The organism is Streptomyces sp. NPDC030296, assembly GCF_055572815.1.
The window spans coordinates 605439-630753 of record NZ_JBVICQ010000002.1; the positions used below are offsets into that span (position 1 = coordinate 605439).

25 protein-coding genes are annotated in these 25315 nt (G+C 72.4%); 12 read left to right on the forward strand and 13 right to left on the reverse strand.

The genetic code is table 11. From position 1 onward, the window contains the following. Window positions 1-15: 15 nt before the first annotated feature. Entirely contained in the window at window positions 16-1128 is a 1113-nt protein-coding gene (locus ACZ4Z3_RS06665) for a sialidase family protein (protein WP_468499969.1), read from the reverse strand. A 167-nt stretch (window positions 1129-1295) separates the two neighbouring features. Here ACZ4Z3_RS06665 and ACZ4Z3_RS06670 point away from each other — a divergent pair, with 167 nt between their 5' ends. Together ACZ4Z3_RS06670 and ACZ4Z3_RS06675 are read left to right on the forward strand one after the other, a co-directional pair. After that, window positions 1296-1898 (forward strand): hypothetical protein, encoded by a 603-nt coding sequence (locus ACZ4Z3_RS06670; protein WP_468499970.1) that lies wholly within the window; start codon window positions 1296-1298, stop codon window positions 1896-1898. A gap of 253 nt (window positions 1899-2151) precedes the next feature. Next, complete coding sequence (locus ACZ4Z3_RS06675; RefSeq protein WP_468500216.1) at window positions 2152-3438, forward strand: MFS transporter; 1287 nt, start codon at window positions 2152-2154, stop codon at window positions 3436-3438. Window positions 3439-3775: 337 nt separating this feature from the next. Here ACZ4Z3_RS06675 and ACZ4Z3_RS06680 read toward each other — a convergent pair whose 3' ends face one another. Both ACZ4Z3_RS06680 and ACZ4Z3_RS06685 read right to left on the reverse strand, forming a co-directional pair. Continuing rightward, window positions 3776-3991: a hypothetical protein gene (locus ACZ4Z3_RS06680; RefSeq protein ID WP_468499971.1), complete on the reverse strand. Its 216-nt coding sequence runs from the start codon at window positions 3989-3991 to the stop codon at window positions 3776-3778. Window positions 3992-4285: 294 nt separating this feature from the next. Next, window positions 4286-4519: a hypothetical protein gene (locus tag ACZ4Z3_RS06685; RefSeq protein WP_468499972.1), complete on the reverse strand. Its 234-nt coding sequence runs from the start codon at window positions 4517-4519 to the stop codon at window positions 4286-4288. Window positions 4520-4586: 67 nt separating this feature from the next. Between ACZ4Z3_RS06685 and map the strand changes: the two genes are divergently transcribed. Together map and ACZ4Z3_RS06695 are read left to right on the forward strand one after the other, a co-directional pair. Further along, window positions 4587-5444 carry a type I methionyl aminopeptidase gene (gene map, locus ACZ4Z3_RS06690; protein ID WP_468499973.1) on the forward strand — a complete coding sequence of 286 codons (858 nt, stop codon included), beginning with the start codon at window positions 4587-4589 and terminating at the stop codon, window positions 5442-5444. 263 nt (window positions 5445-5707) lie between these two features. Next, window positions 5708-6376, forward strand: a complete 669-nt coding sequence (locus tag ACZ4Z3_RS06695; protein ID WP_468499974.1) for a biliverdin-producing heme oxygenase — start codon at window positions 5708-5710, stop codon at window positions 6374-6376. A gap of 90 nt (window positions 6377-6466) precedes the next feature. Here ACZ4Z3_RS06695 and ACZ4Z3_RS06700 read toward each other — a convergent pair whose 3' ends face one another. Then, window positions 6467-7111: a PhzF family phenazine biosynthesis protein gene (locus ACZ4Z3_RS06700; RefSeq protein ID WP_468499975.1), complete on the reverse strand. Its 645-nt coding sequence runs from the start codon at window positions 7109-7111 to the stop codon at window positions 6467-6469. Between the two features lie 358 nt (window positions 7112-7469). Here ACZ4Z3_RS06700 and efeO point away from each other — a divergent pair, with 358 nt between their 5' ends. Genes efeO through ACZ4Z3_RS06720 form a run of 4 tightly spaced genes read left to right on the forward strand, consistent with a single transcriptional unit; the run spans window position 7470 to window position 11874 of the window. After that, complete coding sequence (gene efeO / locus ACZ4Z3_RS06705) at window positions 7470-8621, forward strand: iron uptake system protein EfeO (RefSeq protein WP_468499976.1); 1152 nt, start codon at window positions 7470-7472, stop codon at window positions 8619-8621. A 23-nt stretch (window positions 8622-8644) separates the two neighbouring features. After that, entirely contained in the window at window positions 8645-9979 is a 1335-nt protein-coding gene (gene efeB / locus ACZ4Z3_RS06710) for an iron uptake transporter deferrochelatase/peroxidase subunit (protein ID WP_468499977.1), read from the forward strand. A gap of 4 nt (window positions 9980-9983) precedes the next feature. Continuing rightward, window positions 9984-10859, forward strand: coding sequence for an iron uptake transporter permease EfeU (gene efeU, locus ACZ4Z3_RS06715; protein WP_468499978.1), 876 nt, complete (start codon window positions 9984-9986; stop codon window positions 10857-10859). Then, window positions 10816-11874 carry an SCO2278 family lipoprotein gene (locus ACZ4Z3_RS06720; RefSeq protein ID WP_468499979.1) on the forward strand — a complete coding sequence of 353 codons (1059 nt, stop codon included), beginning with the start codon at window positions 10816-10818 and terminating at the stop codon, window positions 11872-11874. The genes efeU and ACZ4Z3_RS06720 overlap by 44 nt, the downstream gene beginning before the upstream one ends. Before the next feature lie 58 nt (window positions 11875-11932). On the opposite strand, the gene ACZ4Z3_RS06725 is transcribed toward ACZ4Z3_RS06720, so the two are convergent. Next, window positions 11933-12679 (reverse strand): bifunctional DNA primase/polymerase, encoded by a 747-nt coding sequence (locus tag ACZ4Z3_RS06725; protein ID WP_468499980.1) that lies wholly within the window; start codon window positions 12677-12679, stop codon window positions 11933-11935. 221 nt (window positions 12680-12900) lie between these two features. Next, on the reverse strand, window positions 12901-13536 hold the full coding sequence (locus ACZ4Z3_RS06730; RefSeq protein WP_468499981.1) for a TetR/AcrR family transcriptional regulator: 636 nt from the start codon (window positions 13534-13536) through the stop codon (window positions 12901-12903). A gap of 114 nt (window positions 13537-13650) precedes the next feature. Here ACZ4Z3_RS06730 and ACZ4Z3_RS06735 point away from each other — a divergent pair, with 114 nt between their 5' ends. Further along, window positions 13651-13869: a DUF6243 family protein gene (locus tag ACZ4Z3_RS06735; RefSeq protein WP_468500217.1), complete on the forward strand. Its 219-nt coding sequence runs from the start codon at window positions 13651-13653 to the stop codon at window positions 13867-13869. A 252-nt stretch (window positions 13870-14121) separates the two neighbouring features. Here ACZ4Z3_RS06735 and ACZ4Z3_RS06740 read toward each other — a convergent pair whose 3' ends face one another. Next, complete coding sequence (locus ACZ4Z3_RS06740; RefSeq protein WP_468499982.1) at window positions 14122-14610, reverse strand: GNAT family N-acetyltransferase; 489 nt, start codon at window positions 14608-14610, stop codon at window positions 14122-14124. 298 nt (window positions 14611-14908) lie between these two features. Between ACZ4Z3_RS06740 and ACZ4Z3_RS06745 the strand changes: the two genes are divergently transcribed. Then, the gene (locus tag ACZ4Z3_RS06745) at window positions 14909-15511 is read left to right on the forward strand and encodes a hypothetical protein (protein ID WP_468499983.1); all 603 of its coding nucleotides are present in this window, start codon (window positions 14909-14911) and stop codon (window positions 15509-15511) included. 24 nt (window positions 15512-15535) lie between these two features. On the opposite strand, the gene ACZ4Z3_RS06750 is transcribed toward ACZ4Z3_RS06745, so the two are convergent. The 3 genes from ACZ4Z3_RS06750 to ACZ4Z3_RS06760 form a co-directional block, all read right to left on the reverse strand. Beyond that, window positions 15536-16624 carry a small ribosomal subunit Rsm22 family protein gene (locus ACZ4Z3_RS06750; protein WP_468499984.1) on the reverse strand — a complete coding sequence of 363 codons (1089 nt, stop codon included), beginning with the start codon at window positions 16622-16624 and terminating at the stop codon, window positions 15536-15538. A gap of 278 nt (window positions 16625-16902) precedes the next feature. After that, window positions 16903-18120 (reverse strand): serine hydrolase domain-containing protein, encoded by a 1218-nt coding sequence (locus ACZ4Z3_RS06755; RefSeq protein WP_468499985.1) that lies wholly within the window; start codon window positions 18118-18120, stop codon window positions 16903-16905. Then, window positions 18033-19388 carry a multidrug effflux MFS transporter gene (locus ACZ4Z3_RS06760; protein WP_468499986.1) on the reverse strand — a complete coding sequence of 452 codons (1356 nt, stop codon included), beginning with the start codon at window positions 19386-19388 and terminating at the stop codon, window positions 18033-18035. The genes ACZ4Z3_RS06755 and ACZ4Z3_RS06760 overlap by 88 nt, the downstream gene beginning before the upstream one ends. A 457-nt stretch (window positions 19389-19845) precedes the next feature. Between ACZ4Z3_RS06760 and ACZ4Z3_RS06765 the strand changes: the two genes are divergently transcribed. Then, complete coding sequence (locus ACZ4Z3_RS06765; RefSeq protein WP_468500218.1) at window positions 19846-20883, forward strand: Gfo/Idh/MocA family protein; 1038 nt, start codon at window positions 19846-19848, stop codon at window positions 20881-20883. Here ACZ4Z3_RS06765 and ACZ4Z3_RS06770 read toward each other — a convergent pair. After that, complete coding sequence (locus ACZ4Z3_RS06770; protein WP_468499987.1) at window positions 20870-22531, reverse strand: alkaline phosphatase D family protein; 1662 nt, start codon at window positions 22529-22531, stop codon at window positions 20870-20872. The genes ACZ4Z3_RS06765 and ACZ4Z3_RS06770 overlap by 14 nt on opposite strands. Before the next feature lie 160 nt (window positions 22532-22691). Here ACZ4Z3_RS06770 and ACZ4Z3_RS06775 point away from each other — a divergent pair, with 160 nt between their 5' ends. Beyond that, entirely contained in the window at window positions 22692-23444 is a 753-nt protein-coding gene (locus ACZ4Z3_RS06775) for an SDR family oxidoreductase (protein ID WP_468499988.1), read from the forward strand. A gap of 312 nt (window positions 23445-23756) precedes the next feature. On the opposite strand, the gene ACZ4Z3_RS06780 is transcribed toward ACZ4Z3_RS06775, so the two are convergent. Together ACZ4Z3_RS06780 and ACZ4Z3_RS06785 are read right to left on the reverse strand one after the other, a co-directional pair. After that, complete coding sequence (locus ACZ4Z3_RS06780) at window positions 23757-24752, reverse strand: aldo/keto reductase (protein WP_468499989.1); 996 nt, start codon at window positions 24750-24752, stop codon at window positions 23757-23759. Between the two features lie 73 nt (window positions 24753-24825). After that, the gene (locus ACZ4Z3_RS06785) at window positions 24826-25152 is read right to left on the reverse strand and encodes a nuclear transport factor 2-like protein (RefSeq protein WP_468499990.1); all 327 of its coding nucleotides are present in this window, start codon (window positions 25150-25152) and stop codon (window positions 24826-24828) included. Between the last annotated feature and the right edge of the window lie 163 nt (window positions 25153-25315).

Sequence of the window (25315 nt, forward strand, 5' to 3'; positions counted from 1 at the left end):
GCCGGGCACCGGCGGTCACAGGAGGGCGGTGACGGGGATCCTGCGGAACGTGATCGTCTCGTACGCGCTGAAGTCGCCCGTCTCGTAGAGGAGCCCGATCGTGTGCTCGTCGACGCGGACGAGGTCCGAGTACGCGGCGGGCAGCCCGTCGACGGTGTGGGCGACCCGCCAGGTCGTGCCGTGGTCGGTGCTGGCCCGCACGGTCATCAGGGCGCGGAAGCCGGGGTCGGCGGGGCCGGAGTAGAGGAGCAGGTCGGGGTCGCTCAGCTGGAGGAGGCTGCCCTCGACGACCGGGCCGACGAGGCCCGCCTGCGGCCGGAACGGCTTGATCAGGCCGGCGCCGCCGTCGGCGGAGTACGCGTCGGCGCGGGTGCCGGGGGCCGGGGAGTCGTTGCGGGTGTTGAAGTAGACGCGTCCGTCGGGGAGTTCGGCGGCGGTGGTCTCGTTGGCGTTGATGTAGCCGTCGGTGTTGTCGTCGACGTAGCCGATCCGCCAGGTCTCGCCACGGTCGTCACTGAGCAGGCAGTGGCCGCCGTTGTACTTGCCCTCCGTGCCGTTGTCGGTGCCCGTCGGCGGGAGGGAGTGGTTGGCGGGGACGACGACGCGGCCGCTGCTCAGCTGGATCGCGTGCCCGGGGGTGGTGGCGTACCAGCGCCACTCCCGCTTCTTGGTGTCCTCGGTGATCTCCCGGGGGCTCGACCAGGTCTCCCCCTCGTCGTCGCTGTGCCGCACCCAGACCCGCCGCCCGTCCGCGGCGCTCACGGTGCCCCGGCGGATGGCGTCCTCGGTGGCGGACGCGGCGTTCCGGACGTGGACGAGCAGGACGCGGCCGGTGTCCAGCACCACGGGGGCGGGGTTGCCCGCGAGGCCGTCCCCGTTCTCGGCGGCGACCCGCAGGGGGCCCCAGCTGCGGCCTCCGTCCGTCGACCGCTTCACCACGATGTCGATGTTCCCGAAGTCCTCCCGCCCGCCGACCCGCCCCTCGCAGAAGGCCAGCAGAGCGCCGGACGCCGTACGCACGACCGCCGGGATCCGAAAGCTGGCGTAGCCTTCGCGGCCGGCTCGGAAGGGGGTGCTGGATTCGGGGGTGGTGGTCTCGGGGGTGGTGGTGTCGGCCGTGGGGGGCATGGGGGCTCCTTGGGGTTTGCGGGATTCGGGTGGGCGGCGGGTTGTGGGTGGCTGCGGGCCGTCGGTCGGGGGCGGGGGTGGGGCTGACTCGCCGTGCGTGCCCGGCTCGGGCGAATTCGCGGTGAACACCGGGTCACGAGTGGCCGGTTGCGGCAGGATGCTGGCGCATGGATGCCATACGGGTCGCGTTGTTGCGCGAGGTGCTCGCCGGGACCGAGTGGCTGGGGGCGACACGGCGGTTCGCGGGGACACTGCGGCGGTCCGTGGAGTCGTACGGGGGTGGACTGCTCCTCGTCGGCACCGCCGAGTACGAGCCGTGGCACCTCGCGGCGCATCTGGTGGACGAGGCGGCCTGGTCCGGGACCCCGGAGCTGTCCCCCACGCTCGTACGGCATGCCGCGGGCCCCTCGGATCCGGCGCACCTCGCGGTCGGGCTGGGCCGGCTGTCGGAGGCCCGCCGGGGCGAGACCCTGCTCGTGGTGGCACCGTCCGCGCCGGGGACCGGTCTGCTGGAGCGGGTCGACGACGCGCGGCGGGCCGGGGCGACGGTCCTCGCGCTGGACACCGGGCACCGGGAGCTGGACGCGATGGCCCACGAGGCGCTGGTGGCGCCGGACGACCGGGAGGTCGACCTCGACACCGTGCAGCACCTGGTCAGCGCGGCGGCCGGGGAGAACGTGGTGCCCCGGCAAAGGGGGCGGGGCAGGTTGCGTGACCGCCTCTCCCGACTGGCGGACCACCTGACGTCCCCACCGCCGGCCCGGTGGTGACGGATCTCGCCCACCCACCCGACTCGTTCACGTGAGGCGGGTGACGCGGCCAGGCGGTTGGAGGGACGGGGACGGGCTGGTTGGGCGCAGGGGAGGGACGGGCTGGAAGTGGGCGGGGCCTGAAAAAACTGGTTGCTCCAGGCGGTGGCGCGGCTGAGCATGGGGCGGCGTGAGCAGACCCGATGACGACGAGTGCGCCTCTGCCGATGCCTCGACCACGCGTTCACCAGCGGCCGTTCCCTCGTCCTCCGGCGTGGCCGCGCGGCTCGTTTCGTTGTTGCCGGATCTCGGTCCCTGGCGGGTGTCCGTGGACTTTCGGCGGCTGTGGGTGGCCGGGCTGATCACCAACTTCGGGAGCTTCCTGACCTTCGTCGCGCTGCCCGTACAGATGAAGGAGCTGACGGGGTCGGTCGCGGCGGTCGGCGCCATCGGAGCCGTCGAACTCGTACCGCTCATCGTGTTCGGGCTCTACGGCGGAGCCCTCGCCGACGCCCTCGACAAGCGGGCCCTGATCCTGTGGACCGAGGTCGGGCAGGGGCTGCTGTGCGCGGCGCTCCTCGTGAACGCGTTGCTGCCCGAGCCGCTCGTGTGGCCGCTGTACCTCGTCGCCGCCCTCTCCTCCGCGCTCGTCGCGGTGCAACGGCCGGCCCTCGACTCCATCGTCCCCCGGATCGTCCCGCACGAGCATCTGCCGGCCGCCGCCTCCCTCAACTCGCTGCGGTGGACCGTCGGCGGCGTCGCCGCGCCCGCGCTCGCCGGTGTGGTCGTCGCGTACGCCGGGCTCGGCTGGGCGTACGCGGCGGATCTCGCGACGTTCGTCGTCTCCGTCGCCCTGGCGGTGGGGTTGGCGCCCTCCCCCGCCTCGCACGAGGCCGCGAAGCCGTCGTGGCGGTCGATCGCGGAGGGCGCGCGGTACGCCTGGAGCCGGAAGGAGCTGCTCGGTACGTACGCCGTCGATCTCGCCGCCATGTTCCTGGCGATGCCGTTGGCCGTACTGCCGTTCCTCGCGGACGAGTTGGACGCGGAGTGGTCGCTGGGGCTGATGTACGCGGCGCTGCCCACCGGGGCGCTGCTGGTGACGTTGACCAGCGGGTGGACGTCCCGGGTGCATCGGCACGGGCGGATGGTGGTGCTCGCGGCGGCGCTGTGGGGGCTGTCCGTGGTGGGAGCGGGGCTGGTGCGTGAGGTGTGGCTGGTGCTGGCGTTCCTGGTGCTGGGCGGGGGCTTCGACATGATCAGCGGGATCTTCCGGGCGGCCATGTGGAACCAGACCATCCCCGACGAGTTGCGGGGGCGGCTCGCCGGGATCGAGCTGCTGTCGTACTCCGTGGGGCCCCAGCTGGGGCAGGTGCGGGCGGGGACGATGGCCGCGTGGACGTCGGTGCGGGCGTCCGTGTGGGCCGGTGGGGTGTTGTGTGTGGCGGCGGTGGGGGTGTTGGCGGTGTGCCTGCCGAAGCTGATGACGTATGACGTGCGGACGAATGAGCATGCGGTGCGGATGCGGGAGGGGCGGGTGCTTGCCCACCCGCCCCTCCCGTGACTGCCCGGTTACACGTACGGGTCTCCCGTGGGGGGCCGGCGCCGTCGGCGACTGCGGGTCACTGATCTGCCCCGCCCCGCACCGCCCGATACTCCCCCGGCACACGTGTGGATCTCCCGTGGGGGGCCGGCGCCGTCGGCGACTGCGGGTCACTGATCTGCCCCGCCCCGCACCGCCCGATACTCCCCAGTCACACGTGTGGATCTCCCGTGGGGGGCCGGCGCCCTCGGCGACTGCGGGTCACTGATCTGCCCCGCCCCGCACCGCCCGATACTCCCCAGTCACACGTGTGGATCTCCCGTGGGGGGCCGGCGCCGTCGGCGGCTTTCGGAGGGCGTTACGGGGTCCACTTGTTCGGGCCTCCGCCTCGCCATTCGATCAGGGCGGACTGGGCCACGTACGTCTCGTCGGCGTCCTCGATGCCCGCTCGGCGGAGGAACTCGCCGATGTCGCGGAGGTCGTACGCGCGGCCCAGGATCTCGCCGTCCACGCGCACGCGGCGGCCCCCGTCCTCGTCGGGCGGGTACACGACCACGGGCATCGCAGAAGCCATACCGTCAGCCTCGCCCAAGCCGGTGCGGATCGCACCCCCACCCGCACGGCCACATTTCCGTCCCGAGCGCAGGAGCGGCGGGGCGCCCACCCCGAGCGACACCACCCACCCCGAACAACACCACCCGCCCAACCTCACCCGCCGCAGTCCGCCCCCGGGACACGGTCACCGCAGCCGGCCCGCCCCACCCCTGCCCCCCGGGACCACGAGCCGCCCGGTCCGCCGAGCCCAGGCACCGTCACCACGGCCCTCCCGGCCCGCCCCCCGGCAACCATCACCGCGCGCCCTCGGCGCTCAGCCCTCGCGGTCGTTCTCGCCCCTCGGGGCGTCGTGCCAGCGGGGGTCGTTCTCCCATTCCGCGTTGCGGTCGCGGGCCGTCTCCATCGCGCGGGTCGCCTCCTCGCGGCTGGCGTACGGGCCCATGCGGTCCTTGCCGGGGCAGTCCGGGCCCTCCTCCACCTTCTTGTGCTCCAGGCAGTAGAACCACTCGCCGGGCTTGCCGGCCGTGCGGCGCTTGAACAGGGGCATGGCCTGAGTTCCCTTCACCAGTCGTCACCGACATGGTCCCCCACCACCGCTGGTTAAACTCGCTGGCATGTCTGGCCAGTCGCTGCTCGCACCGGGGACGCTCTCCCCCGCCCGCTCCGTCCCGGGGCACATCCGCCGCCCCGAGTACGTGGGCAAGCCCTCCCCCACCCCGTACACCGGACCCGAGGTGCAGACGCCCGAGACGATCGAGGCGATGCGGATCGCCGGGCGGATCGCGGCCCGGGCGATGGCCGAGGCCGCCAAGCACATCGCCCCCGGCGTCACCACCGACGCGCTGGACCGCGTCGCCCACGAGTACATGTGCGACCACGGGGCCTACCCGTCCACCCTCGGCTACCGCGGCTTCCCCAAGTCGCTGTGCACCTCCGTCAACGAGGTCATCTGCCACGGCATCCCCGACTCGACCGTGCTGCGCGACGGCGACATCGTCAACCTCGACGTGACGGCGTACATCGGCGGCGTCCACGGCGACAACAACGCCACGTACCTGGTGGGTGACGTCGACGAGGAGTCGAAGCTGCTCGTCGAGCGGACCCGCGAGTCCCTCACCCGCGCCATCAAGGCCGTCAAGCCGGGGCGGCAGATCAACATCATCGGGCGGGTCATCGAGTCGTACGCCAAGCGGTTCGGGTACGGGGTCGTGCGCGACTTCACGGGGCACGGGATCAACTCGTCGTTCCACTCCGGGCTGATCATCCCGCACTACGACTCCCCGCACGCGACGACCGTGATGCGGCCCGGAATGACCTTCACGATCGAGCCGATGCTCACCCTCGGGTCGTACGACTACGACATGTGGGACGACGGCTGGACGGTCGTGACCAAGGACCGCAAGCGCACCGCCCAGTTCGAGCACACGCTGGTCGTCACGGAGACCGGAGCGGACATCCTCACCCTCCCGTGACACCCGGCCCGCTCCCGAGACACGGCATGCTCCCGTGACACCCGGCCCGCCCGCGGCTCCGCCCGCCCCGTGCCACCCCACCCGCCTTCGGCCCTCCCGGCCGCCAGGCGGGTTTTTTCATCTCGTCCTCGTTCCAGGTGGGAGTCGTGATGATCCGGGGTACGGTTTTTACCGACAGGGAGTCGGGAACCTGTTGACTTAGGCAAACCTAACCATTGAAACTGAGCGCAGCTTCTCGTCTCTCCCAGGCATCGGAGGCCTTCATGAACGCGTCGGTCACCTCGGACACGGCGTTCTCCACGCTCATCCGCACCGCGTCGCACGAGCAGCACACCGAGGCGGAGACCACGACGTTCATCGGCGACATGCTCGGCGGCAAACTCGGCGTCGAGGCGTACGCGCGGTACACCGAGCAGCTGTGGTTCGTGTACGAGGCGCTGGAGAGCGGTGGGCGGGCGCTGGTCGACGACCCGGTCGCCGGGCCGTTCATCCAGCCGGAGCTGATGCGGCTGGCCGCACTGGAGCGGGACCTGGCGCATCTGCGCGGCCCCCGCTGGCGTTCGACGCTCTCGGCGCTGCCGGCGACGGAGGCGTACGCGGCGCGGGTCGCCGAGTGCGCGCGGAGCTGGCCCGGCGGTTATGTGGCCCACCACTACACGCGCTATCTCGGCGACCTCTCCGGCGGGCAGATCATCCGCGACCGGGCCGAGAAGACGTGGGGGTTCGAGCGGAAGGGCGACGGTGTCCGCTTCTACGTGTTCGAGGACATCGCCAATCCGGCCGCGTTCAAGCGGGGATACCGCGAGCTGCTGGACCGGGTGCGGGCCGACGATCTGGAGAAGCAGCGGATCGTGAGCGAGTGCAAGCGGGCGTTCGCCCTGAACACGGCGGTGTTCCTGGCGCTGGGCGAGGAGTTCCCCCTGTCCGCGTGAGGGCGCGGCGGAGCGGTCGGGGGGACCGGCCGCACCCCCACCTCACCGTTCCAGCACCTCACCGTTCCAGCACCTCACCGTTCCAGCACCTCACCGTTCCAGGAACACCCTTCCGCCGACCTCCACCCAGCCGTGCGGTTGCGGGGCCGTCAGGAGCTGGGAGCCCGCGCCCTGGGTGATGTTCAGGGCGCGGCCCAGTTGGGCGGTGAGCTGGAGGGCCGCGGCGCCGGTGGCCTCGTCCTCGTCGATGCCGTCGTCGCGGCCGGGGAAGGCGCGCGCGCGGATCCGGCCGGCGGCCTCGTCCTCCCAGGCCCAGGCGTAGATCCACTCACCGGGCGGCGGGACCGTGAGGTCGTCGATCTCGGCGGCGGTGCCGTACTGACGGAAGGTGCGGGGCGGGGCCCACTCGGGCAGGGCCTCGATCCAGCTGAACTCGCCGTCCAGCCGGGCGCCGACGACACCTGCCGGGGTGACCAGTTCGGGTACGTCGAGGAGCCAGGCCGTGCCGACGCAGGGATACCCGGCGAACGGCAGGCGCTGCGTGGGGGTGTAGATGTCGATGACTCCGCGCTCGGGGTCGTCCACGAACACGGTCTCGCTGAAGCCGAGTTTGGCGGCGAACGCCTGGCGGTCGGCGCGGTCGGGCATGACGGAGCCCTCGCGGACGACGCCCAGTTCGTTGCCGTATCCGCCGCCGGGCCCGCAGAACACCCGCAGCACATCGAAGTCGGTCACATGCGGAATTGAAGCATCACCTGGGCCGCCCAGTCGCTTTCGGGCGTTGTTCGCGGACCGTCGGCCGCCGGCAGGCGGTCGCGTGTTCCCGCGCCCCCGGACCGGTGATGTCTTGATCACAGCGCTGATGATGTCTTGATCACACCGAAACGGGGTTCTTGACCACGGAATGGGAAACTTGACCGCCACTTGACCGAACGATGGGCCCTGGTTGTGTGCACCGTGATCGGGCCGTGCTCGTACGGGCACCGGGGCGCGGGCTTCACTGGAGGCACGGCATCTGGTGAGGTAAGCCTCAGATAACTTGGGGCAGCCTCACCTTATCTGTGTGTCCCCCGTGTCCTTCCTTGGAGCCGAAATGCGCCCCCTCAGACTGTCCTTCGTCACCGCCGCCACGACCGTCGCGGCCCTGACCGCCGTCACGGGCTGCACCGAGAAGAGCAGCGCGGGCGCGGACGGGGTCATCGCGGTGACCGCGACCGACACCAAGTGCGAGGTGTCGAAGAAGGAGTTCCCGGCGGGGCACGTCGAGCTGGACATCGAGAACAAGGGCTCGAAGGTCACGGAGGTCTACCTCCTCTTCCCGGACGACCGTGTCGTCACCGAGCGCGAGAACATCGGACCCGGCACCAAGCAGAAGGTCACCGCCGAGGTGAAGGCGGGCGACTACCGGATCGCGTGCAAGCCGGGCATGAAGGGCGACGGCATACGCCAGGACGTCACCGCGACCGGTTCCGGCAAGGTGGCGAAGCGCGACCCGCGGCTGGACGAGGCCGTGGCCTCGTACCGCAAGTACGTGCAGACGCAGGCCGACGAGACGATCCCGCTGGTGAAGGTGTTCGCCGAGGCCGTCAAGGACGGCGATGTCGAGGCGGCGAAGAAGGCGTACGCGCCCTCCCGCATCGGCTGGGAGCGCACCGAGCCGGTCGCCGAGTCCTTCGGTGACATCGACCCGAAGGTCGACGTCCGCGAGGACGGTCTGGAGGAGGGCCAGGACCCCGAGAAGGACTGGACCGGCTGGCACCGTCTGGAGCGCTCGCTGTGGAAGGACGGCAAGCTCACCGACCGTGACTCCGAGCTGGCCGACCAGCTGGTGAAGGACCTGGTCGACTGGCAGAAGCGGGTCGGCAAGGCGGAGATCACCCCGACCTCCATGGCCAACGGCGCCAAGGAACTCCTCGACGAGGTCGCCACCGGCAAGGTCACCGGCGAGGAGGAGCGCTACTCGCACACCGACCTCGTCGACTTCAAGGCGAACGTCGAGGGCGCCGAGGAGTCGTACAAGCTGCTGAAGGCCGTCGCCGCCGAGAACGACCCGGAGCTGACGAAGGAGCTCGACAAGCAGTTCACGGCGCTGAACACGCTGCTCGACAAGTACCGCACGGACAAGACGGGTTACGACTTCGTCTCCTACGACAAGGTCGGCGAGGCCGAGCAGAACAAGCTGTCGGACGCGGTGAACGCGCTCGCCGAGCCGCTCTCGCAGCTCGCCGCGGCGGTCGTGAAGTAGGCGACGGAGGAGAGTCGGCAGTCATGACGGACACCACCGAGAACACCACCGGCGACGACACCGCCGCGACGGGCACCGCCTCGACCGGCACCGCGGGGGCCGGCGCCCCGGCCGGTGACAGCTCGCGGGCGCCGTCGCGGCGTGCGCTGATCGGCTGGGGCGGTGCCGGTCTCGCGCTCGGAGCCGCCGTCGCCGGGGGTGCCGTGGCCGTGGCCCGGTCCGGCGAGGACACCGTGGAGACGGTGGCCGCCGGCGGTCCCATCGCCTTCCACGGCACCCACCAGGCCGGTATCGCGACGCCGGTGCAGGACCGGCTGCACTTCGCCGCGTTCGACGTGGAGACGGACGACCGCGAGGCCTTCGTGGCCATGCTGAAGGACTGGACGGAGGCCGCGCGCCGGATGACCGCCGGGAAGGCGGTCGGTGACGGCGCGTACGGCGGTCTCGCGGAGGCGCCCCCGGACGACACCGGGGAGGCGCTGGGGCTGAAGCCGTCCCGGCTGACGCTCACCCTCGGCTTCGGGCCCTCGCTGTTCGAGCGGTTCGGACTCGCGAAGCAGCGGCCCGAGGCGCTGGTGGACCTGCCGCAGTTCGCCGGCGACAACCTGGACCGGGCCCGCAGCGGCGGCGACCTGTGCGTCCAGGCGTGCGCGGACGATCCACAGGTCGCGGTGCACGCCATCCGCAACCTCGCCCGCATCGGCTTCGGCAAGGTGTCGGTGCGCTGGTCCCAGCTCGGCTTCGGCAAGACCTCGTCGACCACGCCGGAGGCGCAGACCCCTCGCAACCTCATGGGGTTCAAGGACGGCACCCGCAACATCGCGGGCACGGAGACCGCCCGGCTGAAGAAGCACGTGTGGGTGGACGAGAAGGACGGGCCGTCCTGGATGGTCGGCGGCTCGTACCTGGTGGCCCGGCGCATCCGGATGCACATCGAGCCCTGGGACCGGACCTCGCTGCAGGAGCAGGAGGACATCTTCGGCCGCGACAAGGGCGAGGGCGCGCCCGTCGGCAAGGCGAAGGAGCGGGACGAGCCGTTCCTGAAGGCGATGAAGCCCGACGCGCACGTACGGCTCGCGCACCCCGACTCCAACGACGGGGCGACGATCCTGCGCCGCGGCTACTCGTTCACCGACGGCACCGACGGGCTGGGCCGGCTGGACGCGGGGCTGTTCTTCCTCGCCTACCAGCGCGACGTGCGCAAGGGGTTCATCCCGATCCAGCGCAACCTGGCCACGGACGCGCTCAACGAGTACATCCAGCACGTGGGTTCGGCGATCTTCGCCGTCCCGCCGGGCGTCCGGGACGCGGACGACTGGTGGGGCCGGGCGCTGTTCTCCTCGACGACGGAGGGCTGAGGCCGTGTTCGCGAACTATCTGATCGGGCTGCGCGAGGGCCTGGAGGCAAGTCTCGTCGTCTGCATCCTCATCGCCTATCTGGTGAAGACGGAACGCCGGGACGCGCTGCGGCCCATCTGGACCGGTATCGGTGCCGCCGTCGCCCTCGCCCTGGGCTTCGGCTGCGTCCTCGAGTTCGGCTCGCAGGAGATGACGTTCGAGGCGCAGGAGGCGCTCGGCGGCTCGCTGTCCATCATCGCGGTGGGCCTCGTGACGTGGATGGTCTTCTGGATGCGCCGCACGGCCCGGCACCTGCGCTCGGAGCTGCACGGAAAGCTCGACACCGCCCTCCAGTTGGGCACGGGCGCCCTGGTGGCGACCGCGTTCCTGGCGGTGGGCCGGGAGGGCCTGGAGACCTCGCTGTTCGTGTGGACGTCCGTCCGGGCGTCCAGCGACGGCACGGAGGGCCCGCTGATCGGTGTGCTGCTGGGCCTCGCGAGCGCGGTGGTCCTCGGCTGGCTGTTCTACCGGGGTGCTCTGCGCATCAACCTGTCCAAGTTCTTCACGTGGACCGGCGGCATGCTGGTCGTGGTCGCGGCCGGCGTCCTCGCGTACGGCTTCCACGACCTCCAGGAGGCGGACTTCCTGCCGGGGCTGACGGACAAGGCGTTCGACATCACGGGGACGATCCCGCCGGACAGCTGGTACGGCACCCTGCTGAAGGGCGTGTTCAACTTCCAGCCCGACCCGACGGTCCTCCAAGTCACGGTCTGGGTCCTGTATCTGGTCCCGACGCTCGCGCTGTTCCTCGCCCCGGTAGGGTTCGCCTCCGGGAAGGGGAAGGTGAAGGTTCCTGATGAGCAGGGTTCGCGGGGTTCCGAGCACACGAAGGCTTCGTGAGGTTCGTCCGGTTCGTACGCGCGGGGGGCGGCGCGGGCTTCGGTCGTACGGCCGCGGTGCGCTGCTGACGACGGCGGTGGCCGTCCTGTCGCTGACGGCGAGCGGGTGCGTGGTGGTCCGCGGCGATCTGGAGATCGTGCCCTCGTCGACCCAGGGTGAGGCGGAGCGGGCGCTGGAGGAGTTCACCACCGCGTACAACGACGCGGACAAGGAGTACGACCAGTCCCGGGACGCCTCGCGGGTGACCGGTGCCCTCGCCGACATCGACGGCGGCAAGCTCCGCTCGGGCGCGAAGATCAGCCCGAGCGGCAACCCCGACCATGTGCCGCTGAAGCTGAGCGACGTGAAGTACACGATCCCCGAGAAGGCGGCCTGGCCCCGCTGGTTCGTGGTCGACGCGGCCGCCAACAAGGGCCGGGACAGCGACCGTTGGCTGTTCGTGTTCACCCGCGACGGTCTGGACGACGTGTGGGAGGTGTCCTTCCTCACGATCATGCCCGCCTCCGACGTCCCCCAGTTCAAGAAGGACGAGGACGGCTACGCGCAGGTGGTGTCCGCCGACGACCCCCAGCTGTCGGTGGCCCCGGCGGAGCTGCCCGAGAAGTACGTGACGTATCTGAAGGAGGACAGCGCCCTCTTCGCCGACGGCCCGTACACCTCGCAGGAGCGCGCGAAGCGCCAGAAGAACGCGCAACGGCCGGGCATCGTGCGGCAGTACGTCGACGAGCCCCTCACGAACGGCGACTACGCGCCGGTCGGGCTGCGCACCACGGACGGTGGTGCGCTGGTCTTCTTCACGACCCGCCACTACGAGAAGCAGACGGCCGCGCAGGGCGTGGACATCCCCGTGAACGACGCGGCTGTCAGGGCGTTGATGACGGGCGAGCCACGGCAGTCGCTGACGCTGGAGTTCGTCTCCAACCAGGCGGTCCTGGACCCGGCGCGGACGGCCTCCGACGAGCAGGTGAAGTTCCTCGGCCAGGTGGGCGGCCTCACGTCCGCGAAGGGCGAGTGACGGCGAAGGGCGAGTGACGGTGGGGCCCGTTCCCGGCGGCGGGTGACGCCTCCGGAGCTCAGCCGTGCTGCGGCCAGGCGGTGGTGTCCGGTTCCCCGGCCGCGTGGCGGGCGCATTCGTCGGTGAGGATCTCCAGCAGGCTCAGCGGGTCGGGCAGCGGGTGCTCCGGGCCGCGCACCCAGTGGACGGCGACGTCACCGGGGAGCCGGGCGGGCGGTACGAGGACGTAGGAGCCCCGGCAGTGCCAGCGCAGGCCGGGATGCTCGTCCATGGTCTCCGGGTGGCAGTCCAGCTCGCAGGGCCACCACTCGTCCTCGTCCTCGGGGGTGCCCCGGGTGTGGGTGAAGAACAGGAGCCGTCCGTCGTCCGCCTCGGACTCCGACTCCGCGACGGGCCCCACCTCCACACCGGAGGCGAGCAGCCGTTCCAGGGCCTGCCGGCCGGCGGAGAGCGGTACGTCGAGCACGTCGTGGACCATACCGGTCGCGGTGATGAAGTTGGCCTCCGGCTGGTGCCGGGCCCATCGCTCCACCTGGGCGCGGTCGGTGGTGGACTGCGTCTGCCAGGCGAAGGAGACCGGGTGGCGGGCGGGCGTCGGACAGCCGACGCGGTCGCAGGAGCACCGGTAGCCCGAGGGGTGCGCGGCGGGCGCGAGCGGGAGCCCGGCGGCCGCTGCTGCGAGCAGCAGCGCCTCACGGCCGGCGGCGTCGGGGGTCTCGTCGAGCGGGCGGCCTGCGCGTCGGCCCCGCAGCCACTCGGAGATCCTGCCCTGCCGACCGGACCGGCCGCCGAACGTCGCGCTCATCTATCCCCTCGCCTCGCTGTGGTGCGGACAGCATGCCTCATCGTCCCACCATCCTGCGTCGCGGGGGACCGGAGCGCCCATCCGGGGTAGGTGGGGCGAAGCCGGAACGCGGACAGGAATGGTGCGCCATTCCATGCTTTGACAGGATTTACAGTCCGCCGCGAGGCTCGATCCGGTCGGTTTGGTCACACCGGTGCGCAGAGTTGACGGCGCTCGACGAGTCAGCGGGGGGCGAGGCCGTACAGGGCGTATTCGACCAGGGCGTCCGTGTACTCGTACGAGATCGGCCCCGTGTACTGGAGCCAGCGCTGGGCGAGCGGGGAGACGAAGAGTTCCAGGGCGATGCGCGGGTCGACGTCGGGGCGCACGGCACCCTGCTCCTGGGCCGCACGCAGGCGCTTCACATACAGCTGGAGCTGGGGTTCGAGGAGCTTCGCGACGAATTCGGTGCCGAGCTCGCGGTTGACGACGCCCTCGGCGGCCAGTGCGCGTGAGGGGACCTCGAACTTGGGGTCGAGCAGTTCGTCCACGGTGGCGCGCAGCACGGCCTTGAGGTCGGCCTCCAGGTCCCCGGTGTCGGGGATCTCGTACCGCGCCTGCTCCCCGAGGACCTCGGGCCGGGCCGCCGCCTCCGCCGCCTGGGCGCTCAGATCGAGGAACGCCTCCAGCAGGACGTCCGCCTTCGACGACCACCAGCGGTAGATCGTCTGCTTGCCGACGCCGGCGCGGGCGGCGATGCCCTCGATGGTCGTCTTCTGGTAGCCGACCTCGCCGACGAGGGCGAGGGCGGCGTCGTAGATGGCGCGGCGGGACCTCTCGCTGCGGCGGGTGGAGTCAGGGGCGCTCTTGTTGGCCATGGCTCGAACCTATCAGGTTGACAAGACGGTACGTCTCGCCTGACAGTGGAGCGACCGACAGACGAGACGGGACGTATCGTCCCGCATTTGGCTGATGAAGAGAAGGAGATCGTCATGACCCGTGGTGGAGCAGGAAACATGCTGGGAGTGGGCGGCGCCCGCCGGAACCTGGGCCGCGAGGCGCTGCGCGGTGGAGGGCGGGGCGGCCGGGTCGGCGGCGGCACCGACCCGCAGGCCCAGAAGCGGGAGCTCCTGAGGAAGCTCCAGGAGAAGCGCGCGGAGGAGGGCTCCGGGAAGCCGGAAGCGACGGAAGCGGACGGCGGGGCGTCGTGAACCCGTGCGGGTCCGCCCCGCCGCGGCCTACGGGCCGGGGTGGGGCGGGGCGCGGCGGGGTGGGGCGGGTGGGGCGGCGCGCGGGTTTCGGGGTGCGGCCGGTCGGTTGGCCGGGGTCAGGAGAGCGGCTGGTCGGGGTCACGCACAGGGCCGGCCGGTCGAGGTCACGCGAGCGGTCGGCCGAGGGTCACGCGCGGGGCCGGTCGGGCCAGGCGAGCGGTCGGCGTGGGGCAGGCCAGGGGGCGGGCCAGGTCAGGCGAGGGGGCGGTCGGGCAGGTTCAGTACGCCGACCGTCTGGCCGCCGCTCGTCTCGCCGGTGAGCTGGAAGCCCAGGCGGCGGTAGAAGAGTTCGGGGCCGTCGGGGCCCGGATGCCAGGTGACGTGGAGGCGGGTGCCGCCCCGGTGGCGGATCTCGGCGGCGACGGCCTCCACGGCGAAACGGCCGTACCCGCGACCCTGTTCGCCGGCGTCGATGTTGAGACGCCACAGGCCGGAGCGGATGTCCGTGCCGCTGCCGTCGCCCTTCCAGTCGATGTCGAGGAAGGCCATGAGGAAGCCGACGGCCCGGTCGCCGTCCCGGATGAGGCGGGGCCAGGCGACGCCGGGATGGACGTACGCCTCCGCGAGGGACTTCACGACCGGCTCCACCAGGTGCTCCTGATCAGGGCGGACCCGAAGGGCCAGCGCGGTCTCGATGTTGGCCGGAGTGATCTCTTCCAGGTGGAGCGCTGTCGTCGACATGATCACGACTTAGCCCGAGACACCCCTGGTGTCGCAACCGATTTTGACGGACACAACTCGGCTGTTGACAAGCAGAGTTCACCTTATGCACACGAACCGACCTCAGTATCATCATGAGATGACGGAACCGACGCAATCCGGCCGCCCGGCGGACCCGCCGGGCACACCGCCCCAGCCCCCGGCTCCCCCACCCCCGGCGCCCCCCGTACCCGGGCAAGGGTGGCCGGCCCCGCCCCCGCCGTCGGCCCCGTACCCCTACGCGAGCGCCCCGGCCGGCCCGCCGAGAGGCACGGGCGGGGTGTCCGACCGGCTGTCCGCGGCGCTGCTGGCCGTCGGTGCGGCGCTCACGATCGGCGGTTCGTTCAGCACGCTGAACTCGGCGGTCGACTACCGCGACCGGGAGAAGGACGAGGTGGTCGTCGAGAGCGTGTCGAAGGCGTGGTCCCACCGGACCGAGTTCGCCGAGGGCCTGGTGTCGACGGAGGGTGTGGTCGACCGGGTGCAGTTCGACGGGATCTCGCTGCTGGTCGGGATCGTCGCCGCCCTCGTCTCGGCCGTCTTCCTGCTGGTGGGCCCCGGGCGACGGCCCCCACTGCGGCGGGGGCTCGGGGTCGCGGGCGGGGCGGTGCTGTTCGGCACGACCCTGGCGGTCGTGATGGAGTCGGTCAGCGTCACGCAGTGGGAGTCGGACACCCAGGAGATGAGCTTCGGCCTCGGCTTCTACCTGCTGACCGGCGCCGTTCTCCTGAGCCTCGCGGCGACGGCGCTCACCCTCGTCGGCGCCCAGCGCTCCACGCCCGCGGGGCCCGCGCTGCCGCGGTCGTCCCCTCCCTGGCCGACACCGCCCGCCGCCCAGCCGTACGCGCCGGGCCCCGCGGGCCCGCCCCCGTCGTCGTACTAGCGGTCGTCTTCCGGGGGCGAGGGCTCAGGGCCGGTCGTCGTCCCCGGTCGGCGGGGGCCAGGCGTCGCCCCAGTCGGCGTCGCGGGCCGCCTTGTAGAGCGGGCCGTGGCGTTTGGTGACGGTAGTCCGGCCGAGGGTGGGAACGGGGCCGGCGGCGCCGCCACTCCCGCCGTCGGCGCCGGAGGTGGCGGCCGGGGCGGTGGTGGTGTCCGTCGCGGTCGGGGTCCCGGTTCCGCAGAGGTCGAGGAGGACCTGGCCCTTGCGGATCTGGGGCTTGCGCACGACACGGGAGGCGGCCGGGGCCGGGGCGAAGCGGGTCGCGGCGACGTAGCTGAACTTCTCGTCCTCGTACGCCAGGGAGCCGCCCTTGACCTGCCGGTGCAGGGAGGAGCGGCTGACGCGGGCGGCGAAGTGGCACCAGTCCTCGCCGGGGACGATCGGGCAGGCCGCGCTGTGCGGGCAGGGGGCGGCGATGTGGAACCCGGCGGCGACCAGGCGGTCGCGGGCGTCGATGACCCGGGCGTAGCCGTCGGGGGTGCCGGGCTCGATGACCACGACGGCCTGCGCGGCGGTCGCGGCGGCGTCGACCACGGCGGTCCGGTCGGCGTCGGTGAGCTCGCCGAGGACGTAGGAGATGGTGACGAGATCAGTGCTCTCGATGGTGAGCGCCGATCCGATACGAGAGCGCTGCCACTCGGTGGGCTTGAGGTCCGGGTGGGCGGCGGCGATCTCCCGGCCCAGCGCGAGCGCGGGTTCCGCCCAGTCGAGCACCGTCACCGGGCGCCCGCCCGTCCAGGTCGCGTTGACGGCCCAGGTCGCGGCGCCCGTGCCTCCGCCGACGTCCACGTGGCTGCCGGGTTCCCAGTCGGGCACGGCCCGCGCGAACGCCTCCAGCGCCGCGCACACCGCCTCGAACGTGGCGGGCATCCGGTACGCCGCGTACGCCACCGCGTCCGACCGGTCCCGCAGCACGGGCGCGTCGGTGGGCGTCCGCCCCCGGTAGTTCACGATCAGCCGCTCCACCGCCTGCGCGGCCGCCCTTGGCGGAAGCCCGTCGAGAAGGTGGGCGAGAGCGGTCCGGAGGGTGTCGGACGGGGAGAGAGGGGCGTTCACGAGGGGATTCTAAGAGACCGCGGCCTCCCGCCCGTACCGAAGCCAGGCGCCCCACCGCGGCCCCCTGAGGCGCGGGCTCGTCCCAGCAACAGAGTCCGGCCGGGCTCCGTCACGGACCCCCGCGACGCGAGCCGTGCTCTTGCCCACCACCGCCGGCAGGCCTTGCCCCCGGCCCTCGGCCCCCACGCCGGTGAGGAACTCCCCCACCCGCGAGGCGCCCCGGCGTCGTCACCCCTGCGGCCGGGCCTCACCCGAACCCGGACCCACCCCGAACCCGCTCACATCCCCCGTACCGCCCGCGCCACCCGGGTCCCCGCCGCCGCTCGGGCCGCGTTCAGAGGGGCTCCGCGGCGGGGGTGGACCGCGTTGGTCAGGAGGATCAAGAACGTGTCCGTGGCCCGGTCGAGGACGAGGGACGTGCCGGTGAAGCCGGTGTGGCCGGCGGCTCCGCGGCCCGCCAGTTCGCCCATGAACCAGGGCTGGTCGAGCGCGAACCCGAGCCCCGGGGACGTCAGCATCAGCTCCACGAAGTCGGGGCCGAGGATGCGGGCGGGGCCGTAGGAGCCGCCGGCCAGCAGGGTGCGGCAGAACACCGCGAGGTCCCGGGCCGTCGAGAAGAGGCCCGCGTGCCCGGCGACCCCGCCGAGCGCCCACGCGTTCTCGTCGTGGACCTCGCCCCGCAGCATGCCCCGCTCGGCCTTGCCCCAGGGCCGGCGCTGGTCCTCCGTCGCCGCCGCGCCGGGGCAGGGCCCGAAGCCCGTGGCGGTCATGCCCAGGGGGCGGGTGATGCCGGCGTGGATCAGGTCGTCCAGGCCCCGACAGGTGAGGCGTTCGAGGACGTGCTGGAGGAGCAGGAGGTTGAGGTCGGAGTAGAGGTGGACCGTGCCCGGCGCCGTCATCGGCTCCTCGCGCCGCAGCATCGCCAGCCGCGCCTCGGCGGACCCGCCCTCGTACAGCGGGAGTTCGGGCCGCAGCCCCGAGGTGTGGGTGAGGAGGTGGCGGACGGTGAGGCCGTGCGCGGCGGCGCCGGAGAAGTCGGGCAGGTACGCGGCGACCTTGGCGTCGATGCCGAGGGTGCCGCGCTCCAGTTGCTGGACCGCCGCCACGGCGGTGAACAGCTTGGTGAGGGAGGCCAGGTCGAAGGGGGTGTCGGGGGTCGCCGGGACGCGGGACCCGGGCGGCAGTTCCACCCCGCTGTCGGTGTGTTCGTCGTAGGACTCGTAGCGGACCGCCCAGCCCGCGGCCTCCTCGACGGCGACGACGGGACCGCGGCCGGCGAGGACGACGGCGGCGGGCGCCCGGGGCCGGTCGCCTTCCGTCAGCGCCCGCACCTCGCGTACGAGATGGCGCAGTTCCTCGAGGTCGAGTCCGGCCCGTTCCGGGGTGTCCGTGCGCAGTCTCGGCGCGCTCAGCTGTCCTCCCCCTTCCTCTCGGTTCCGCTCGGGAGGGGCATACCCCCATCCTCTGCCTTCGTACGCTTGTTCCAAGGACGGCACAGTGTCACGAAGCAGGTCGCCGCCACCAGTGTCGCGGTGAGTTGGACGACGGCCATGGGGACGGCGGTCTCCTCGCCCGCGACGCCGACCAGGGGGGACGCTATCGCGCCGATCAGGAAGGACGAGGTACCCAGCAGCGCCGACGCCGAACCCGCCGCGTGCCGCACCCGCATGAGGGCGAGCGCCTGGGTGTTGGGGAGGGTGACGCCCATCGCGGACATCAGTACGAACAGCGCCGCGGCGACCGGGGCCAGGCCGACCTCACCGAGGGCGCCCAGCGACATCAGCAGCAGGGCGGTCGCGGCGAGCGTGATCACGGTGAGGCCGACCGCGAACACCTTGTCGAGGCTCACCCGGCCGACGAGGACCTTGCCGTTGATCTGGCCGACGATGACGAGGCCGACCGAGTTGACGCCGAACAGGATGCTGAACGTCTGCGGGGAGGCGCCGTAGATCTCCTGGATCACGAACGGGGAGGCGCTGATGTAGGCGAAGAGCGCGGCGAAGGCGAAGCCGCCGGCGAGGACGTAGCCCATGAAGACGCGGTCGGTGAGCAGGCCGCGCATGGCGTGCAGGGTCTCGCCGACGCCGCCGCCGTGGCGTTCGGCGGGGGCGAGCGTCTCGGGGAGGCGCGCCCAGACGACCGCGAGGAGGGCGGCTCCGATGCCGGTGAGGACGACGAAGACTCCCCGCCAGTCGGTGACGCGGAGGATCTGGCCGCCGACGAGGGGCGCGACGATCGGGGCCACCCCGGAGATCAGCATCAGGGTGGAGAAGAAGCGGGCCATGGCGTCACCGTCGTACAGGTCGCGCACGACGGCCCGGGCGATCACGATCCCGGCGGAGCCGGCGAGGCCCTGCACCAGACGGAAGGCGATGAGGGTCTCGACGGTCGGTGCGAGGGCGCACAGCGCGGTGGCCAGGATGTAGACGGCGAGGCCGAGCAGGAGGGGGCGCCTGCGGCCCCACCGGTCGCTCATCGGGCCGATCAGCAACTGGCCGAGGGCCATGCCGGCGAGGCAGGCGGTGAGGGTCAGCTGGACGGTGGCGGCGGGGGCGTGCAGCGAGTTGGTGACCTCCGGCAGCGCCGGGAGGTACATGTCCATCGCCAGGGGCGGGGTGGCGGTGAGCCCGCCGAGGATGAGCGTGACGAGGAGCCCGGTGCGGCGCAGGGCGGCGGGGGCGGCCTGCGCCGGGCGGCCGGGGGGCGGAGTCGGCGCCGCGTCCGTGGGGGGCGCGGGTGCGGGGGTCGTGGACGCGACGCTCACGGGCGCGGGGGTCGCGGGCGCGGCGCCCACAGACGCGGGGCTCGCGGAGGCCGGATTCGTGGACGCGGCGTCGGACGTCGGCCGGTGGGCCCCGTCGGCCCGCTTCGAGGGGGCTGAGTCCGGCGGTGGCTGTTCGCCGGTCGGCTGCGCCGGTGCCGGGGCGGGGCGGGGGCCCTCCGGCCGCCCCGTCGCGTCGGCGGCGCCCGAGGGTGGGTGTCCGGGGCCGGGGATCGCCGCCGCTGTGGGCCGCCCCCGCGCCGGTCCGGCCGCCGCCGTCGTGCCCGGCTCCGGGTGCCCGGCCGCCCCCACGGTGTTCGCCCCGGCCGCCGCCGAGCCCGGTATGTGCCCCTCGGGCATGTGCCCCTCCCTGACTGTTCGGTCCGCCACCTATGCTCTCAGCTCGTACGACGTGGGCGGGGTCACCACCGCGCCCCGGGGGCCTAGGACAGGGGTGGCGATGGCGCGGGACGGACGGGTGCGGTGGGGGATTCTGGCGACCGGAGGGATCGCCGCGGCCTTCACGGCCGATCTCGTCGATCTGCCGGACGCCGAGGTCGTGGCGGTCGCCTCGCGCAGCGAGCAGTCGGCGAAGGCGTTCGCCGAACGGTTCGGGATACCGCGCGCGTACGGCGAGTGGCGCGCGCTCGCCGAGGACGAGGACGTCGACGTGGTGTACGTCGCCACGCCGCACTCGGCGCACCGGGTCGCCGCCGGGATGTGTCTGGAGGCGGGCCGGGGCGTGCTGTGCGAGAAGCCGTTCACGCTGAACGTGCGGGAGGCCGAGGAACTGGTCGCGCTGGCGCGGGGGCGCGGGCGGTTCCTGATGGAAGCCATGTGGATGTACTGCAATCCGCTGGTCCGGCGGCTCGCGGAGATGGTGCGGGACGGCGCGATCGGTGACGTGCGGACCGTGCAGGCGGACTTCGGGCTCGCGGGGCCGTTCCCGCCGTCGCACCGGCTGCGGGACCCGGCGCAGGGCGGGGGCGCGCTGCTGGACCTCGGGGTGTACCCGATCTCGTTCGCGCAGCTGCTGCTCGGGGAGCCCTCGGACGTCACGGGGAGAGCGGTGCTCTCGGACGAGGGCGTCGATCTCCAGACCGGAGCACTGCTCTCCTGGGAGAGCGGTGCCATCGCTTCAGTGCACTGCTCCATCGTCGGCGGTACCGCCACCTCGGCGTCGGTCACCGGCTCCCAGGGCCGTATCGACATCCCGAACGGCTTCTTCTTCCCGGACCATTTCGTGCTGCACCGCGACGGCCGTGAACCGCAGACCTTCGCCGCGGACCCCGCCGACGGTCCGCGCAACAGCTTCCGGCACGAGGCCACCGAGGTGATGCGGGCCCTGCGCGCGGGCGAGACCGAGTCCCCGCTGGTCCCGCTGGACGGCACCCTCGCCGTGATGCGGACGCTCGACGCGATCCGCGAGCGCGTCGGCGTCCGCTACCCCGGTGAGGACGGCCGGCGGGACGGCGGTCTGGCGGCTACACCGGCGTGAGGCCGGGGTTGCCCGCCTCCATCGCGAACGAGGCGACCGTCGTGAGACCCGCGTCCGGCGTCGTCACGTACGGCAGGGCGTGGAAGTCGGCGCGGGCCTGCGTCCTGCCGAGGGAGACCGTCAGATAGCCGCGGCGGCCGTTGTAGAACCGCATGTGCGGGTTGGCGGTCATGTACGTGTCCCAGTTGGCGGGCTTGTCGGAGCCGTTGCCGCCGCTGCTGACGGAGGTGGCGACGAGTTCCGCGCCGACGGTGCGCGAGGAGCGGTCGTCGAAGTCGCGTTTGATGTCGAAGGCGTAGCCGACGTGGACGTCGCCGGTGAGGACCATCAGGTTCTCGATGCCGGCGTCCTCCGCGCCGGCGAGGACGCGTTCGCGGGAGGCCCGGTAGCCGTCCCAGGAGTCCATCGACACCTTGTAGGTCTCGCCGACGGCGTTGCGGCGCTGGGAGAAGGTGACCTGCTGGGGGACGACGTTCCAGATCGCGTCGGAGTCGGCCCAGCCGTCCAGCAGCCACTGCTCCTGCTCGTCGCCCGTGATGGAGCGCGCCGGGTCGGCGGACTCCGGGCCGGGTATCTGCCAGCCGTCGCCCTGGGCCTGGTTGTCGCGGTACTGGCGGGTGTCGAGGATGTCGAACTGGGCGAGGCGGCCCCAGGAGAAGCGGCGGTAGAGCCGCATGTCGGGGCCGTCGGGCCGCTGCCGCCGGCGCAGCGGCTGGTTCTCCCAGTAGGCGCGGTAGGCGGCGGCGCGGCGCAGCAGGAACTCCTCGGGCGGGCTGTCGTGCTCGTCGTCGTCGCCGGCGTAGTTGTTCTCGGTCTCGTGGTCGTCCCAGGTGACGACGAAGGGGTGCGCGCGGTGGGCGGCCTGGAGGTCGGGGTCGGTCTTGTAGAGGGCGTACCGCAGCCGGTAGTCCTCCAGGGTGACGGTCTCGTGGTTGAAGTGGGCGGGCAGGACGCGGTCGGTGTAGTTGCGGGCGCCGCCGACGGCGTTCACGGCGTACTCGTAGAGGTAGTCCCCGAGGTGGAGGACGACATCGATGTCCTCGTTCGCGAGGTGCCGGTAGGCGGTGTAGTAGCCCTGGTCGTACCGCTGGCAGGAGACAGCCGCGAAGGAGAGCCCCGAGGCGCCGGACAGATGACCGCGTCCGGGGGCGGTACGGGTGCGGCCGGTGTCGCTGATCCAGGAGCCGGCGCGGAAGCGGTAGTGGTACTCGCGGCCCGGGTCGAGGTAGGGGACCTCGACGTGGACGGTGTGGTGGAACTCGGGGTGGGCGATGGTGGCACCGCGTCTGACGACGCGTCGGAAGTCCTCGTCGCGGGCGATCTCCCAGCGGACGACGACGCGTTCGGCGGGCAGACCGCCGTCGGGCTCGTACGGCTTGGGGGCGAGCCGGGTCCACAGGAGCACCGAGGTGGGCAGCGGGTCGCCGGAGGCCACCCCGAGGGTGAAGGGGTTCTCGGTGATCTGCCCCGGGTCCAGTTCGGCGGCGGCCGCGGCGCCCGCCGTCGGGAGGTTGGTGGCGAGGGCCAGCGCGGCGGCGGCGCCGGTGAGGGTGAGGAAGCGACGGCGGTCGAAGTGGCGTGCGGCGGCACGCAGTTCCGGTGAGTGGGACGAGTGCGGCTGGGTCGCCCTGTGGGCTGCGTGGGTCATCTGGCCTTCTCCTGAAGGTAGTTGTCCTTGAGCATTGGAGTGGCCAGGTTCGACGATCTTCTGTCCCGTACACAACAGCCAGGTGGCGGACGCATGAGTTCCATATGTCCGGCCCTCTCCTGCCCGGTCCGCCGCGCCGCCTCCCCTACGCTGCGAGCCCATGAGGACCGAGGGAACGAAGATCGCGATCGTGACGGGTGCGGGCTCCGGTATCGGGCGTGCCGTGGCCCTGGAGCTGCTCGGCGCCGGATGGTCGGTGGCGCTCGCGGGGCGGCGGGAGGAGAAGCTCGTCCAGACGGCGGGCGGGGCGCGGGAGGCGCTGTGCGTCCCCACGGACGTGTCACGACCGGAGCAGGTGGCGGCCCTCTACTCCGCCGTGCGGGAGCGGTTCGGGCGGCTGGACCTGCTGTTCAACAACGCGGGCACGTTCGGGCCGGGCGGTGTGCCGGTGGAGGAGCTGGACTACGCGGCCTGGCGGCACGTGGTGGACACCAACCTGAACGGGGCGTTCCTGTGCGCGCAGGCGGCGTACCGGCAGATGAGGGAGCAGGACCCCCAGGGCGGCCGGATCATCAACAACGGCTCCATCTCGGCGCACACGCCCCGTCCGCACTCGGTGGCCTACACGGCGACCAAGCACGCGCTGACGGGCCTGACCAAGTCGCTGTCGCTCGACGGCCGGCCGTACGGCATCGCGGTCGGGCAGATCGACATCGGCAACGCGGCGACCGACATGACCGAGCGGATGAGCCACGGGGTTTTGCAGGCGAACGGGCAGCTCATGGCCGAGCCCGTGATGGATGTCGCCGATGTGGCCCGCACCGTGCGGCACATGGCGGAGCTGCCGCTGGAGGCGAATGTGCAGTTCGCGACGGTGATGGCGACGACGATGCCGTACGTGGGGCGCGGCTGAGCCCTGCCGGGCCACTGGTCCAGGACTCAACCTGCACAAACGGAAGCTGCGACTCCGGGCCATTCGAGCACGTGGGAGTCATATGCTCATCACTCCTCCACTGGAGCTTCACATCTCGGCTTCACAGGTGGAGGAGACGGCTTCCATCACCACACCGAGGGGGGATGGGGCAGCCGTCCCGCGCTCCGGAAGGGGGCGGACCTCGCGTGGGACCGCGAGGTGTGCACCGGGGCACGGGACGGCTGCCCCGCCATACCGCCCTTCCGCCGCGAGCGGGGCCGAGAACCCACCGACCGCTGCCGTGCGGGCGGCTCAGCGCCCCAGGACCCGGTCGACCTCGGCCAGTTGGTCCGCGGTGAGCGGCCCCTTCGCGAGGGCGCCGGCGTTCTCCTCGGCCTGGGCGACCGAGCGGAAGCCGGGGATGGGCACGGTGCGCGTGCTGCGGGCCCAGATCCAGGCGAGGGCGCCCTGCGCGAGCGTCCGGCCCTCGCTGGTGAGGATCTCCCGCAGCGCCTCGACCCGGCCGAGCCACTCGGGGTCCGCCCCGCCGTCCGCGGTGAAGCCCGGCAGCCAGGCGGGCGGGGTGCTGCGGATGTCACCGGCCGCCAGGGCGCGCCCCGGTGTGTGCTTGCCGGTGAGCAGGCCCATGGCGAGGGGGCTGCGGTCGACGCTCGCCAGATTCGACTCCTCGCACAGGACGAGGAGTTCGGGGGCGTCCTGGAGGATGTTCAGCCGGTGCTGGACGGCCGTGCAGTGCGCGCCCTTCGCGAACACGGCGGCCCGGCCGGAGTCGTCGGTGCTCCACGCGTACGCCCGGATCAGTCCCTCGCGGACGAACTCCTCGCACACGTCACGGAGTTCGGCCGCCCGCTCGGGGTCGGCGTCGGACAGGTGGAGCTGGTACAGGTCGACGTGGTCCGTGCCGAGGCGGTCGAGGGAGGCGGTGAGGGCGCGGCGGGCGTGGGCCGGGGTGTCGTCCTGGCCGGTGAGGGTGCGGGTGCGCTCGTCGAAGACGTTGCCCCACTTGGTGGCCACGACGACGTCCGCGCGGCGCCGACCGAGAGCGCGACCGAGGACGCGTTCGCTGTGGCCGGCGCCGTACACGTCGGCCGTGTCGAAGAAGGTGACCCCGAGGTCGAGGGCGCGGCGCACCGCCCGTACGGACTCCTCGTCGTCGACCCTGCCCCAGCCGAGCGGCTGCCCGTCGGGGGACTGCCACTCGCCACCGATGGCCCAGCAACCGAAGCCGAGGGCGCTGACCTGGATGCCGCTGCGGCCGAGGGACCTCGTGTACGTGTTCGTCTCCATGACCGAGGACGGTAGGAGTTGGAGCGCACACGAAGGCAAGCCATCGCGGGGAAAAGCCCCCGCGGACCTTGCGTCAGGCCTGGCCGGTCTCGAAGCGGGAGATCCTGCCGTCGTCCGAGACCGTGAAACGCCAGGCGGTGCGCATCTCGCCCCAGGTGTCGTTGCGGTAGTCGGCGATCAGGGAGCGGCCGCCGTCGGACTCCCGCCGGACCTCCATGTGCCCGTGGGAGGAGAAGATCTCCCGGTCGGTCCACTCCGCGAGGTCCCGGTCGGAGCCGTCGTCCGACATGGTCGCGTCGTCGGCGAGGAGGGCCATGAAGGCGTCACGGTCCTGCGCGTTCACGGCGTTGACGAAGGCGCGGACGGTCGGATCACTGAGTCTGGCGGGTGCGATCGTCATGCCGGCCAGCCTCACACCGCCGGTACGCGCCCGCCACCGGAGGCGCGCGGCGGAGTGGCCGCGGGTCGGAGCGGCGTCGGCGACGGCGCGTGCCGGGCCCGCCCGTCGGAGCGGCGTCGGCGACCGCGTGTTCCGGCCCGCCACTCGAACGGCCGCGCGGGCG

Bases quoted from the DNA above. Each gene is read 5' to 3' on its own strand.
- ACZ4Z3_RS06740 (WP_468499982.1), bottom strand. From the start codon at position 14,610: ATGTCGACGACAGCGCTCCACCTGGAAGAGATCACTCCGGCCAACATC.
- ACZ4Z3_RS06770 (WP_468499987.1), bottom strand. From the start codon at position 22,531: ATGACCCACGCAGCCCACAGGGCGACCCAGCCGCACTCGTCCCACTCA.
- ACZ4Z3_RS06695 (WP_468499974.1), top strand. From the start codon at position 5,708: ATGAACGCGTCGGTCACCTCGGACACGGCGTTCTCCACGCTCATCCGC.
- ACZ4Z3_RS06730 (WP_468499981.1), bottom strand. From the start codon at position 13,536: ATGGCCAACAAGAGCGCCCCTGACTCCACCCGCCGCAGCGAGAGGTCC.
- efeO (WP_468499976.1), top strand. From the start codon at position 7,470: ATGCGCCCCCTCAGACTGTCCTTCGTCACCGCCGCCACGACCGTCGCG.
- ACZ4Z3_RS06780 (WP_468499989.1), bottom strand. From the start codon at position 24,752: ATGGAGACGAACACGTACACGAGGTCCCTCGGCCGCAGCGGCATCCAG.
- ACZ4Z3_RS06775 (WP_468499988.1), top strand. From the start codon at position 22,692: ATGAGGACCGAGGGAACGAAGATCGCGATCGTGACGGGTGCGGGCTCC.
- ACZ4Z3_RS06665 (WP_468499969.1), bottom strand. From the start codon at position 1,128: ATGCCCCCCACGGCCGACACCACCACCCCCGAGACCACCACCCCCGAA.
- map (WP_468499973.1), top strand. From the start codon at position 4,587: ATGTCTGGCCAGTCGCTGCTCGCACCGGGGACGCTCTCCCCCGCCCGC.
- ACZ4Z3_RS06735 (WP_468500217.1), top strand. From the start codon at position 13,651: ATGACCCGTGGTGGAGCAGGAAACATGCTGGGAGTGGGCGGCGCCCGC.
- ACZ4Z3_RS06725 (WP_468499980.1), bottom strand. From the start codon at position 12,679: ATGAGCGCGACGTTCGGCGGCCGGTCCGGTCGGCAGGGCAGGATCTCC.
- ACZ4Z3_RS06765 (WP_468500218.1), top strand. From the start codon at position 19,846: ATGGCGCGGGACGGACGGGTGCGGTGGGGGATTCTGGCGACCGGAGGG.
- efeB (WP_468499977.1), top strand. From the start codon at position 8,645: ATGACGGACACCACCGAGAACACCACCGGCGACGACACCGCCGCGACG.
- ACZ4Z3_RS06685 (WP_468499972.1), bottom strand. From the start codon at position 4,519: ATGCCCCTGTTCAAGCGCCGCACGGCCGGCAAGCCCGGCGAGTGGTTC.
- ACZ4Z3_RS06720 (WP_468499979.1), top strand. From the start codon at position 10,816: ATGAGCAGGGTTCGCGGGGTTCCGAGCACACGAAGGCTTCGTGAGGTT.
- ACZ4Z3_RS06670 (WP_468499970.1), top strand. From the start codon at position 1,296: ATGGATGCCATACGGGTCGCGTTGTTGCGCGAGGTGCTCGCCGGGACC.
- ACZ4Z3_RS06680 (WP_468499971.1), bottom strand. From the start codon at position 3,991: ATGGCTTCTGCGATGCCCGTGGTCGTGTACCCGCCCGACGAGGACGGG.
- ACZ4Z3_RS06785 (WP_468499990.1), bottom strand. From the start codon at position 25,152: ATGACGATCGCACCCGCCAGACTCAGTGATCCGACCGTCCGCGCCTTC.